The following is a 12,758-nucleotide window of genomic DNA, read 5'->3' on the forward strand; positions in this document are numbered from 1 at the left end:
ATACAGATTAATAATAATCTTATAACATCATTATTCTCTTAATTGTTTCTCTATCCACTGCATAAGTTAATGCTGTTTCTTTCGTAATAATACCTCTTTTAAATAAATCTGATAAGGCCATATCCATAGTCTTCATTCCATATTTGGTTCCTGTTTGGATTGATGATTCAATTTGATGTGTCTTACCTTCTCTAACTAAGTTCTGAATACCTGGTGTAATAGTCATTATTTCAAGCGCTGCAACTCTACCGCTTCCATCAGCAGTTTGTACTAATTGCTGTGATATAATCCCTTGTAGTACTGCTGCCAGCTGTATTCTTATTTGCTGTTGTTGATGTGGTGGAAATACATCTATAATTCTGTCTATTGTTTTTGCTGCTCCAATGGTATGCAATGTTGAAAATACTAAATGACCTGTTTCTGCTGCTGTAATAGCTATAGAAATAGTTTCAAGATCTCTCATTTCCCCTACAAGAATAACATCTGGATCTTCTCTAAGTATTGCTCTTAATGCGTTCTGATAGCTTTTACTATCTTTTCCGATTTCTCTTTGATTTATAATACACTTATTATGTTTGTGTAAATATTCTATCGGATCCTCTAATGTTATAATATGAGCTTGTCTTGTTGAATTAATTTCATTAATCATAGCTGCAAGTGTTGTAGATTTACCACTACCTGTAGGACCAGTTACTAATACTAAACCTCTTTGCTTTTGAATTAAATCTTTTAATATTCTAGGATGTTTCAATTCATCTAAGGTCGGTACTTTTAAAGTAATAACTCTAAGTGCTATTGCGTCACTATTTCTTTGTTTAAATACATTAACTCTGAATCTACCCGTTCCTAGCACAGAATAAGATGTATCTAACTCCCCAACCTGTGCATATCTTTCAAATTTTTCCCCTAATATTTCTTTTGCAAATCCCTCAATATCTTGTGGGAATAATTTATCTGGACCCAAAGGAATCAATCTTCCATTAACTCTTACTGTAGGTGGAATTCCAACTGTCAAGTGTAAATCTGATGCTTGTAATTCTAAAGTTTTTATCAATAAGTCATTTAATACATACATTACTTTACCTCCATCTTAACTATACATAAAAACATTTATTTATTCATTAAGATATATTCTATAGAAAAAGCTAAATCCCTCTATTATTTAGAAGAATTTAGCAATTTTTTCTTAATTTTTTGAGAATAATGATTTTTGTAATTTCTTTAGTGCTTTTTTCTCTATTCTAGATACATATGAACGCGATATACATAATGATGATGCAATTTCTCTTTGAGTTCTACATCTTCCATCTTCCAAACCATATCTCATGATTAGTATATCACATTCCCTTTTACTTAGGATTTCATACATTTTATTATATAGTGCTCTTATTTGAAGGTTACTTTCAACCTTATCAATAACAGAATCTTTTTCACTACTTAATACATCTATTAAACATATTTCATTTCCTTCTTTATCTACCCCTATAGGATCCTGTAGATAAACCTCACTTTTTTGCTTTTTATTATTTCTAAAAAGCATAAGTATTTCATTTTCTATACACCTTGAGGCGTATGTTGCTAATCTAGTTCCTTTTCCTGAATCGAAGGAATCTATAGCTTTGATTAAACCTACTGTTCCTATAGATATTAATTCATCTACATCCTTATTCGGAAATGAATATTTTTTAACTATATGTGCAACCAACCGAAGATTCCTTTCTATAAGTACACTTTTTGCTCCTTTATCTCCATCTTTTAACTTCTTTAAATATAACTCTTCTTCCTTTTCATCTAAAGGCATAGGAAAGGTATTATTGCCTGTAATATATCCTGTTAAAAATAGGGAGTTAGATATAAGTTCTAAGAAATTTGTTAATAAAAACACCTTACTCCTCCTTGTCGTGCTTATTAATATAATATTCACTACAAGAGGATATATTGCCTATTTATTTTAATATTTAATTGTCACTTTTAATATCTAAATTACCCTCAATATTAATACTAATATATTATTTGATCTTCCCTAAATATTCTATTTTGAAATTAAATATTTTATAACCTCTGCAAAAATAGGTGCTGCTGTATTTCCTCCACCTAAATCCTCTCCATTTACTCCTTTTCCTTCTATATCAGGTACAAATACAGTCATTGTATACATCTTTCCATTTAATTTGAAGTAACCTGAAAACCATCCATGAGTATTACCTACACCGCTAGTAGCTGACCCTGTCTTTCCACCTAACTCTACCCCCGCTACATTTGCCTTAATACCAGTACCTTCTTTAACAACTTTTTGCATTGATTGCTTTAGTAGTTTAGATGTTGTTTGACTATATATTTTATTACCCTCCGTGTTGAAACTCTTTATTATATTATCATCTTTATCTAATATATCCTCAACAATATATGGCTTTACATACTTCCCATCATTTATTATTGCATTAGTTGCCCCAAGAATTTGTATTGGAGAAACCGTTAAGCACTGTCCTATTGATATGTTATTCATCCCATCACTTTCTTTAGGTTTAATACCCATACTCTCATTCCTGCCATCACCTTGAATATTTAGTACCCTATTAAAAAGACCTGTTTTTTCTGCATAATCCATTACCTCATTATATCCTACTTCATTTCCAATCTTTGCAAATATATCGTTGCAAGACTTTTCCAAAGCTTTTTCAACAGTTAATCTACCATGAATCTGATCCTTGCATATATTGCCAGTACATGTAAATGAATCCCCAAGAGTAATAACCCCTTTATCAAGTGCTGTAGCTAATGTAATTAGCTTGAATACTGATCCTGGTTCATATCCACTTCCTTCAATAGCAAGATTAATATTTGCAGCACTTTCATCCTTTTGAACCATTGCTCTTATCTTTCCTGTATCAGACTCCATAATCGTTACTCCAATATTACTCAAGTTCTTGAATTCATCTTTAGCTAATACCAACCTAATCTTTTCCTCTATATCCTTATTTATAGTTAATTTAATATTTTTATTTTCTTTTGAAACCTCAGTTTCACTCTTACCGTAGACTGCTTTACTATCAAGGTAAAAATTTTTTCTTGGAATATCATTGTCTTTTAGAAACTCATTTAAATCAGCCTCTAAAGAGTTCCCAATTTTTTCATCTTCCTTTTTTATATTAGATAAAAATGTACTTACTGACCATGCTTTTTTTCTATCTACTTCATCATAAGCATAAGTATATATTCCTTTAACATTGTTTAATTTATTAATTTTATTATAAGTTTCCTCTGATACATCGTAGTAAACTTTCCCTTCTGACTTCATAATATCAGTATAGTTAAAGTCTGGATTTTCTCCTTTCATAATAAAATCAAGTGCCATAATGTTCTCTAAAGTCTCTTCGTAATTATTTAAACTAAATGGCTTTTTATCAATTACAAGATAATACTTTTTATTATATTTCATCAAATCTTTACCTTCAGTATCCAATATCATATATCTTGAATCACTTATTTTTTCTGATTGATGGTTTTGATATTGGCTTGTCACATTTTCTGTTGGATAAACTTGAAGAAAGAATAGTCTTACCGATAGCAGCATAAATATCACAATAAATACTACTAATACACTACTTACTCTTTTATTATTTTTCTCAATAAAAATAATAAACACCTCCCTCTGTCTTAGATTCTCGACAGAGAAAAGGCGTTTTATTCAAATTATTTTAATATATCTTTCATCTTAGATACTAATATATCTATTGCAACTTTATTATGTCCACCTTCTGGAATAATAATATCCGCAAATCTTTTTGTTGGTTCAGTAAACTGGAAGTGCATAGGTCTTACAACCGATAAATATTGTTCTATAACAGATTGTACTGTCCTTCCTCTCTCTTCCATATCTCTTAACAATCTTCTAATAATTCTAACATCAGCATCAGTATCAACATATACTTTAATATCAAGTAAATCTCTTATTCTCTCATCTTCAAGAACTAAAATACCTTCAACAATAATTATTTCTTTTGGTTCAACTTTGACTGTCTCTTTAGCTCTATTATGAACTGTAAAATCATATATTGGCTTTTCAATAGAATTTCCCTTAACCAATTCCTTTAAATGTTCTACTAATAATGTATTGTCAAAAGCTTTAGGATGATCATAATTAGTTTTAATTCTTTCTTCCATTGTAAGGTAACTTTGATCCTTATAATAGGCATCTTGTTGCATCATTGCAATTTGATTTCCTCCAAAGGTCTCATATATTTCCTTAGCGATTGTACTCTTTCCTGATCCTGTTCCACCTGTTATCCCAATAAGTATTGGTTTTATCATTTGTATTCCTCCTCGTTACCTCTAAAGTGTTAAAACTTTATTACCTTTAATTAACATATCATTTTCTTTTAAAGGAGTATCGACTTTTGCACTAAACATCATCATTGCTCTATTTGCTACATTCGTTTCTACACCCTTATCTAAATCAAACATATTATCTAATTGTACCTTGAAGTTTGGAGTATGTGCTCTTAGTACTTCAACCTCATCTCCTTGGAATACTCTGTTCTTTTGAAGAATTGTTGCAGTTTTAGTTTTTTCATCATAGGATTTTACTACCCCTACGATGTCATAATCTCTAATATAAGAAGATTCATCATAATTTTGCTCTCCAGTTTTACCATAGTAAAATCCTGTATGGTAGTTTCTATGACTAATTCTTGTTAATGTATGCATCCACTCTTCTTTAAACTCATAACCTTCTGGATTCGCCATATATGAGTCAATAGCTTCTCTATATGCTTTTACTACTGAAGCAACGTAGAACTCACTTTTCATTCTTCCCTCTATTTTAAATGAATAAATTCCACTCTTCATTAAATCTGGTATATGTTTTATCATGCATAAATCTTTTGAATTCATTATATAAGTACCATTATCATCTTCTATTACTGGATAATATTCATTCGGTCTTGTCTCTTCTACTAAAAAGTACTTATATCTACAAGCATTTGAACAAATTCCTTTGTTAGCATCTCTACCTAACATATAGTTAGATATTAAACATCTACCTGAATATGCTACACACATAGATCCATGTATAAATGCTTCTAACTCACAATCTGCAGGTAAATTTGATCTTATTGTTTTTATTTCATTAAAAGTAAGTTCCCTTGCTAGTACTATTCTTTGGCAACCTTGCTCATACCAGAATTTTGCAGCTTTCCAATTAGTTATATTGGCTTGAGTACTTAAATGAATTTCTAGATCAGGTGCTACTTCCTTTGCTGTCACAACTATTGAAGGATCTGCAACTATTATTGCATCTATCCCTAAATTATTAAGACCAATAATATAATCCTCTACTCCCGTTAAGTCATGATTCCTTGGAAAAACATTCATTGTTACATATAACTTTGCTCCTCTATCATGACAATACTTCACACCTTCCGCAATTTCCTCATTGGTGAAATTATCTGAAAATGCTCTAAGGTTAAGTCTACCTCCACCTATATAAACAGCGTCAGCACCAAAGTCTACAGCTATCTTTAGCTTTTCTAGACTACCTGCTGGTGCTAAAATTTCTGGTTTCATCATATTAATTACCTCCTCTTAGTCACTGCAATTCCATCCCCCATAGGTATTACAGAAGTTATTAAATTTTCATCATTTGATACCAATTCCAAATAAGTTTTCATTCTTTTTACAATAGTAATCTTTCTTCTTTTAACTAATTCTTTTGAGGCTACCATTCCCCTAAAAAGTACATTATCTGCTACAATAACCCCATCATCTTTTAATAACCTTAAACAATGTGGTAAAAAATGGTTGTAATGTCCTTTCCCAGCATCCATAAAAATTAAATCAAAGGGTTCTTCTAGTTTTTCTAATATTTCAAGACAGTCCCCTTCCTCAATTTTAATTTTATCCGCAAGGTTAAATTTCTCTAAATTTATTTTTGCAAGCTCTATCATTCTACTATCTCTTTCAATTGTTATTATATCAGGATTTGTACCTGCTGCTTCATACATTAAAATTGATGAAAATCCAATTGCTGTTCCAAGTTCCAATATTCTCAAAGGTCTCTTCATACTAACCATAAATTCAAGGAATTTACCTGCTTCTTTTTGCACTATTGGAACTCCGTTTTCCCTTGCAAATTCTTCAATTTCTTTAAGAGTACCTTCTCTTTCTGGTATTAATCCCCTAATGTACTCCTCCATATAGTCATATGTTATACCACTCATGTTATCCTCCTAAAGGTTTAAAGCCCCTGTTCTTTTTTTACTTTCTCATGTTCTTCTCCTGTAACTGAGAAATGATGTTTGCCACCTTGATTATTTAATAAAACAAAATATAAATAATCTGTTTTCTCAGGATTTACTGCTGCAATAATAGATTCCTTGCCAGAATTTGCAATAGGCCCCACTGGTAAACCTGAATTCTTGTAGGTATTGTAAGGAGAATCAATCTCAAGATGTCTATTTCTTAAATCTACAATATGCTCTCCCCATGCATAATTAATTGTTGAGCAAAACTCTAATTTCATTCCTTTTTCTAATCTATTTTCTATAACTGAAGAAACAGTTCTTCTCTCTTCATCAAGCTGTGCTTCTTCTTCAATCAATGAAGCTATAGTAATGATTCTCTCAATATCATCTTCCTTAATCTCTTTTCCAGTTTCTTTAGATATCTCTTCAATAATTTTATTAAACTCCTCATTCATAGTTTTTATAACTTGTTTAGGTTCAACATCTTTATTGAAATAATATGTGTCTGGATATAAATAGCCTTCTAGATTGTATTTCTTCATAGAATTATTCTTAACATAACTAGGAATTTCATACTCTTTTATAGCACTTATAAATTCCTCTTTAGAAAATAATCCATTTTCCTCAAGTACTTCTGCAATTTCATCAATATTAAAGCCTTCAGGTATTGTTACAGCTACTTGATTTTTCGTCAAATCCTCTGTTTGAAGTGTCTTTATTAACTCATTTAAAGTTATGTCTCCATTAATATCATATGTACCTGGAATTATTGTAGTATCCCTCTTTTGTAATTTAAGGTTAACTTTAATTAGAGTTTTACTTCGTAATATGCCTTCACTTTCTAATCTATCTAAAAGACTATTGAAAGCTTCGCCATCCTCAACTTCAATTGATATATTCTCACCATTTACTTTCAAAGGCTTGTTTATACTAAAATAATAGCTTAATAATAACCCTCCACATGCAAAGATTAGAATAATCGTTATAGCTAAAACTAATCTCTTTATTTTGAATTTCCTCATAAAATCCCCCTATATAGAAAAGTAAATAGCCTAGTATAGGCTATTTACTTTTATTATAATACTTTTTTCGGGTTTTAAAAAGACTACTTTTTATTTCTGCTTATAAGTCTTCTTCTCTCATTGCTATCAAGTACAGTTTTTCTCATTCTTATACTTAATGGAGTTACTTCTACTAGTTCATCATTGTTAATAAATTCTAGAGAATTTTCTAAAGACATAACAACTGGTGGCACTAGTTTAACTGCATCATCAGCTCCTGATGATCTTGTATTTGTAAGTTTCTTACCTTTACATACATTTATATCTATGTCTTCGGCTCTACCACAAACACCAACTACCATTCCTTGATATACTGGAACTCCTGCTCCTATAAATAATTGACCCTTGTCTTGTGCATTAAATAATCCATAAGCAATAGCCTCACCTGATTCAAATGATACTATTGAACCTCTACTTCTTGTTGGAATCTCACCCTTATATGGACCATAGCTATCAAATACGTGATTCATTATCCCGTTACCTTTTGTATCAGTCATGAATTCATTTCTAAATCCAATTAATCCTCTAGCTGGTACTATGAACTCAAGTCTTGAATAACCATTAACTGCTGAAGTCATGTTTACCATTTCTGCTTTTCTTGGTCCAAGCTTCTCCATAACAGGTCCCATAAATTCTTCTGGAACATCGATTGTTAAGTATTCCATCGGTTCAAGCTTCTTTCCATTTTCTTCTTTAAATATAACATTTGCCTTTGATACTTGGAATTCATATCCTTCTCTTCTCATTGTTTCAATAAGAATTGATAAATGTAATTCTCCCCTACCTGAAACCTCAAAGCAATCTGGAGTAATTTCTTTTACTCTTAAGCTTACGTTAGTTTCTAACTCCTGCATTAATCTATCTCTTAAATGTCTTGAAGTTATAAATTCTCCTTCTTGACCTGCAAGAGGTGAATCATTAACCATAAAGTTCATACTTAATGTTGGTTCATCTATGTGAACAAATGGTAATGCTTCTGGATTTTCTGAATCTGCAATAGTTTCACCAATATTGGCATCAGTCACACCACTTATTGCTACTATATCACCGAAAAATGCCTCTTCTGTTTCTACTCTCTTTAACCCATCATATGTGAATAAATTTGTTACTTTGTAATTCTTTGTAGACCCATCAATACTTACTAGAGCTACTGATTGATTCTTTCTTACTTTTCCTCTATGAATCTTACCAATTGCAATCTTACCAACAAAAGCATTAGTATCTAATGTTGAAACTAGCATTTGGAATGGAGCATCTAAATAACCTTCTGGTTCTTGTACATGCTTTATTATTGTTTCAAATAGAGGTTGCATATCATCATTTGTATCATCTACATTATATCTTGCAAAACCATTTCTAGCTGAAGCGTAAATAATAGGGAAGTCTAATTGTTCATCTTCTGCACCTAACTCAACGAATAAGTCAAATACTTCATCAATTACATCTTCTGGTCTTGCATCAGGTTTATCAATTTTGTTTATAACAACAATTGGTTTTAGCCCTAGTTCTAAAGCCTTCTTTAAAACGAATTTAGTTTGTGGCATTGGTCCCTCATATGAATCAACTACTAGTAAAACTGAGTCAACCATCTTAAGTACACGTTCTACTTCTCCACCGAAATCAGCATGTCCTGGAGTATCTATTATATTAATTTTTACTCCGTTATGCATTACAGCAGTATTCTTTGAAAGAATTGTAATTCCTCTTTCCTTTTCTAAGTCATTTGAGTCCATTACTCTTTCTTGAACTTTTTCATTTGATCTAAAAATATTACTTTGTCTTAATAATGCGTCTACCATTGTAGTTTTACCATGATCAACGTGGGCTATTATTGCAATATTTCTGATATCTTCTCTTTTATTTAATTCCATGCTATTCCTCCAGCTTTCTTTGGTTTCCTTTATGTAAACCTATAAATGTTTTTTTCAAAAAGAAAATTGGATACATTTGTACCCAATTTCTGTGCCATTTTTTATTTTAATATTTTAATAAGAAAAAGTCAATACCTTATATTTCCATTATTATTGGTAATATCATCGGTTTTCTCTTTGTCTTTTCATATAAGAATTCTCTTAATTCATCTCTCATATTTGATTTCAATGTTGCCCAGTCAGTAATATTTTTTTCTTCACAATCTCTAAGCACTGATTTTACCATTTCTCTAGCCTCATCCATTAATCCCTCAGATTCTCTTACATAAACGAATCCTCTTGATATAATATCTGGACCTGCTATTACTGAACCACTTTCTCTTTCTATTGTTACTACAACAGTTAAAATCCCATCTTGAGAAAGATGTTTTCTATCTCTTAATACTATATGACCAACATCTCCTACTCCTAGACCATCTACAAATACCTGTCCTGATGGAACTATACCACTCTTCTTAATATAATTCCTAGTGACCTCAATTACATCCCCATTTTCAGCAAGAACATAGTTCCTTTCAGGTAATCCTAGATTACACGCTAATTCTGCATGTTGTTTTAAATGTCTATACTCTCCATGAACAGGAATAAAGAATCTTGGTTTTACTAACATCTGCATAAGTTTTAATTCTTCTTGACAAGCATGCCCTGATACATGTACTTCTGCAAGAGATTCGTATATAACCTCTGCACCTTTTTTAAATAATTGATTAACAACCCTTGAAACAGTTTTTTCATTCCCAGGAATTGGTGATGCTGAAATGATTACAGTATCACCTTCAACTATATTTATTTTACGATGTTCAGATGCTGCCATTCTTGCTAATGCTGACATTGGTTCACCTTGACTGCCAGTTGTAATTAGTACGATTTGACTTTCTTGGAACTTTGAAATCTGATCAATTGAAATTAATGTTTCATCTTTAGTTTCTAAATAACCTAGTTCCATTGCTACTTGAAGAATATTTTCCATACTTCTTCCTGAAACAGCCACTTTTCTTCCATGGGCCTCTGCTGCATCAATTATTTGTTGGATTCTATGAATATTTGATGCAAATGTTGCAACTATAATTCTTCCAGATGCCTTTGCAAATAATCTCATGAAACTATCTCCAACAACTCTTTCAGACATTGTATATCCAGGTCTCTCCACATTAGTAGAGTCAGCAAGCATTACCAAAACACCCTTTTTCCCTAATTCTGCAAGCCTTGCAAAATCAGTTAATTCTCCATCAATAGGAGTATAATCAATTTTAAAATCTCCTGTATGAAGTACTACTCCTAAAGGTGTATGGATAGCAATGGCTACTGAATCTGCTATTGAATGATTAGTCTTTATAAATTCAACAGAAACTGTATTTAACTTTATAATATCCCTTGGTTTAACCCTTACCAAAGTTGTTGATCCTAGTAATCCGTGTTCTCTAAGTTTGGTCTCAACTATTCCTAATGTTAACTTAGTACCATATACAGGAACGTTTAATTGCCTTAATACATAGGGTAAGGCTCCTATATGGTCCTCATGTCCGTGAGTTAAAAATATACCTCTAACTTTTTCTTGGTTTTTTATTAGGTATGAGATATCGGGTATTACAACATCTATTCCAAACATATCTTCGTCTGGGAATCTAAGTCCACAATCAATAACAACTATGTCATCCTTAAACTCTATAGCTGTAAGGTTCTTGCCGATTTCACTCAAACCTCCAAGAGGTATAATTTTAACCTTTGCTCTTTCTGTTCTCATTTTTCCCCTCCTTCTTTATTTTATATATAAATAAAGGTTTCTACCATAAATAAAATAGTCCTTTTATTCATTATTTTTCTTTTGACACTCACTGCATACGCCATAGAACTTTAAAGCATGGTCTAGTATTTTAAACCCATATTCTGTTTCTATACCTTCTTCAAGTTCCTCTAATAAATCATCTTGCACTTCAATTACACTATTACAATTGTTACAAACAAGATGATGATGTCTATGCGTTTCATCACTATGAACTAACTCGTACCTACTACAACCATCATTTAGGTGTAGTCTACTAACCACTCCAATATCCTCCAACAGCAAAATAGTTCTATAAACGGTTGCAAGCCCTATTTCAGGACAATTCTTTTTAACCTCATCATATATTTCTTCTGCTGTTAAATGCTTACCTTCGCTCTCTATTATAGTATCTACAATTGCTCTTCTTTGAGGTGTAAGTTTATACCCCTTGCTTTTTAAATCCTCCTTAAGAACATTGAAGTCTATATTGACCTCTCTACCCACTAACAACACCCTCTTTCTTAATTAAATTTTCCTTATTTTTTTGTTATTCTTCTATATCTTCTTGCATTAATAGCTCGTAAGTTTCAGCTACTAAGTCAAATTCTTGATCATTATCTATAGTAACATAGTTTTCTGTTCCATCTTCCTCTTTGATGTATTTTAATACATATGCTTCATCTGCATCTACATTAGCAGGAGTAACTACAACATATTCTTGATTTAAATCTTCAATTTTAAAGAAAGTAATTACTCTCATTTTTTCTTCTTTACCTTCTTCATTTAATAAATATATAAACTCTAATTCTTTAACCATTTATATCTCTCCTTTTTATTATCCTAATTTATTAATATAGTTTCTGTCAATAATAATTTTCAATTGGGAATGTATTTACTTCAAATTAGATAATCTATCCAAGTAACCTTGAAGTATATAGGTTGCTGCGATCTTATCAACTATCTTTTTTCTCTTTCCTCTTGATAAATCAGCCTCAAGCATTGCTCTATGTGCAGCTACCGTTGTTAATCTTTCATCCCAGAATTCAACTTTAATATCAATCGACTCTTTTACTAACTCTGTGAATTCCATTATTTTTTCGCCAGCAAATCCAATAGATCCATTCATATTCTTTGGCAAACCAATAACAATAGTTTCTACTTCATATTCATCACAAATTTTCTTTACAGCCTCAATATCATCAACTTTTTTACTTCTACGAATTGTTGTTATACCTTGAGCAGTAAATCCTAAAGGGTCTGAAATTGCAACTCCTATTGTCTTTTGCCCTACATCTAAACCTAATATTCTCATTATTTAACTCCTGAACCTAAATATATTATTAAAGGTGCCCGTATAAAACGGGCACCTTCTATTTAATCTCTAAATAAGATTTTATTACTTCCTCAAGAATTTCGTCTCTCTCAAGTTTTCTTACTAAAGCTCTTGCTCCGTTATGATTTGTAATGTAAGTAGGGTCTCCAGATATTAAATATCCAACAAGTTGATTTATAGGGTTATATCCTTTTTTTTGTAAAGAATCATATACCTCTGTTAAAATCGCTTTTGTTAATGCCTCTTTATTTTTTGATACATCAAACTGCATTGTATGTTCCATATTATTACTCATAATTCACGCTGCGCTATATTGCAGCTCACCCCCCTTACATATTGTTAAGGAATCTGAACATCACCTTTAGTATAACCACTCAAAGTATTTTTATTCATACCTAATTATAACCTAATTCCTATTAAAAGTAC

The 12,758-nt window shown here is 31.3% G+C and carries 13 protein-coding genes; all 13 read right to left on the reverse strand.

The genetic code is table 11. The features are described 5' to 3' along the window. Positions 1-19: 19 nt before the first annotated feature. Positions 20-1,075: a type IV pilus twitching motility protein PilT gene (locus tag ACSYT2_RS08720; RefSeq protein ID WP_430854840.1), complete on the reverse strand. Its 1,056-nt coding sequence runs from the start codon at positions 1,073-1,075 to the stop codon at positions 20-22. A 111-nt stretch (positions 1,076-1,186) separates the two neighbouring features. Beyond that, positions 1,187-1,885: an RNA polymerase sporulation sigma factor SigK gene (gene sigK, locus ACSYT2_RS08725; RefSeq protein WP_430854841.1), complete on the reverse strand. Its 699-nt coding sequence runs from the start codon at positions 1,883-1,885 to the stop codon at positions 1,187-1,189. Positions 1,886-2,032: 147 nt separating this feature from the next. Continuing rightward, on the reverse strand, positions 2,033-3,574 hold the full coding sequence (locus tag ACSYT2_RS08730) for a penicillin-binding transpeptidase domain-containing protein (protein ID WP_438385010.1): 1,542 nt from the start codon (positions 3,572-3,574) through the stop codon (positions 2,033-2,035). Between the two features lie 119 nt (positions 3,575-3,693). Beyond that, entirely contained in the window at positions 3,694-4,311 is a 618-nt protein-coding gene (gene udk / locus ACSYT2_RS08735) for a uridine kinase (RefSeq protein WP_430854843.1), read from the reverse strand. Between the two features lie 21 nt (positions 4,312-4,332). Continuing rightward, positions 4,333-5,568, reverse strand: a complete 1,236-nt coding sequence (locus ACSYT2_RS08740) for a peptidase U32 family protein (protein ID WP_430854844.1) — start codon at positions 5,566-5,568, stop codon at positions 4,333-4,335. Between the two features lie 5 nt (positions 5,569-5,573). Further along, the gene (locus tag ACSYT2_RS08745) at positions 5,574-6,218 is read right to left on the reverse strand and encodes an O-methyltransferase (RefSeq protein WP_430854845.1); all 645 of its coding nucleotides are present in this window, start codon (positions 6,216-6,218) and stop codon (positions 5,574-5,576) included. Positions 6,219-6,235: 17 nt separating this feature from the next. Beyond that, complete coding sequence (gene mltG / locus ACSYT2_RS08750; protein WP_430854846.1) at positions 6,236-7,264, reverse strand: endolytic transglycosylase MltG; 1,029 nt, start codon at positions 7,262-7,264, stop codon at positions 6,236-6,238. 83 nt (positions 7,265-7,347) lie between these two features. Beyond that, on the reverse strand, positions 7,348-9,174 hold the full coding sequence (gene typA / locus ACSYT2_RS08755; protein WP_430854847.1) for a translational GTPase TypA: 1,827 nt from the start codon (positions 9,172-9,174) through the stop codon (positions 7,348-7,350). Positions 9,175-9,310: 136 nt separating this feature from the next. Beyond that, entirely contained in the window at positions 9,311-10,978 is a 1,668-nt protein-coding gene (locus tag ACSYT2_RS08760; protein ID WP_430854848.1) for a ribonuclease J, read from the reverse strand. Between the two features lie 63 nt (positions 10,979-11,041). Then, a complete protein-coding gene (locus tag ACSYT2_RS08765; RefSeq protein ID WP_430854849.1) occupies positions 11,042-11,503 on the reverse strand; it encodes a Fur family transcriptional regulator in 462 nt (153 codons plus the stop codon). A 43-nt stretch (positions 11,504-11,546) separates the two neighbouring features. Beyond that, on the reverse strand, positions 11,547-11,816 hold the full coding sequence (locus ACSYT2_RS08770) for a DUF1292 domain-containing protein (protein ID WP_430854850.1): 270 nt from the start codon (positions 11,814-11,816) through the stop codon (positions 11,547-11,549). Positions 11,817-11,891: 75 nt separating this feature from the next. Next, complete coding sequence (gene ruvX, locus ACSYT2_RS08775) at positions 11,892-12,311, reverse strand: Holliday junction resolvase RuvX (RefSeq protein ID WP_430854851.1); 420 nt, start codon at positions 12,309-12,311, stop codon at positions 11,892-11,894. Positions 12,312-12,369: 58 nt separating this feature from the next. After that, positions 12,370-12,627 (reverse strand): IreB family regulatory phosphoprotein, encoded by a 258-nt coding sequence (locus ACSYT2_RS08780; protein ID WP_430854852.1) that lies wholly within the window; start codon positions 12,625-12,627, stop codon positions 12,370-12,372. Positions 12,628-12,758 lie beyond the last annotated feature (131 nt).

The organism is Clostridium zhoujianii (genome assembly GCF_051590805.1).
Lineage (GTDB): Bacteria > Bacillota > Clostridia > Clostridiales > Clostridiaceae > Clostridium.

Bases quoted from the DNA above. Each gene is read 5' to 3' on its own strand.
- ACSYT2_RS08720 (WP_430854840.1), bottom strand. From the start codon at position 1,075: ATGTATGTATTAAATGACTTATTGATAAAAACTTTAGAATTACAAGCA.
- ACSYT2_RS08730 (WP_438385010.1), bottom strand. From the start codon at position 3,574: ATGCTGCTATCGGTAAGACTATTCTTTCTTCAAGTTTATCCAACAGAA.
- udk (WP_430854843.1), bottom strand. From the start codon at position 4,311: ATGATAAAACCAATACTTATTGGGATAACAGGTGGAACAGGATCAGGA.
- ACSYT2_RS08740 (WP_430854844.1), bottom strand. From the start codon at position 5,568: ATGATGAAACCAGAAATTTTAGCACCAGCAGGTAGTCTAGAAAAGCTA.
- ACSYT2_RS08745 (WP_430854845.1), bottom strand. From the start codon at position 6,218: ATGAGTGGTATAACATATGACTATATGGAGGAGTACATTAGGGGATTA.
- mltG (WP_430854846.1), bottom strand. From the start codon at position 7,264: ATGAGGAAATTCAAAATAAAGAGATTAGTTTTAGCTATAACGATTATT.
- typA (WP_430854847.1), bottom strand. From the start codon at position 9,174: ATGGAATTAAATAAAAGAGAAGATATCAGAAATATTGCAATAATAGCC.
- ACSYT2_RS08760 (WP_430854848.1), bottom strand. From the start codon at position 10,978: ATGAGAACAGAAAGAGCAAAGGTTAAAATTATACCTCTTGGAGGTTTG.
- ACSYT2_RS08770 (WP_430854850.1), bottom strand. From the start codon at position 11,816: ATGGTTAAAGAATTAGAGTTTATATATTTATTAAATGAAGAAGGTAAA.
- ruvX (WP_430854851.1), bottom strand. From the start codon at position 12,311: ATGAGAATATTAGGTTTAGATGTAGGGCAAAAGACAATAGGAGTTGCA.
- ACSYT2_RS08780 (WP_430854852.1), bottom strand. From the start codon at position 12,627: ATGAGTAATAATATGGAACATACAATGCAGTTTGATGTATCAAAAAAT.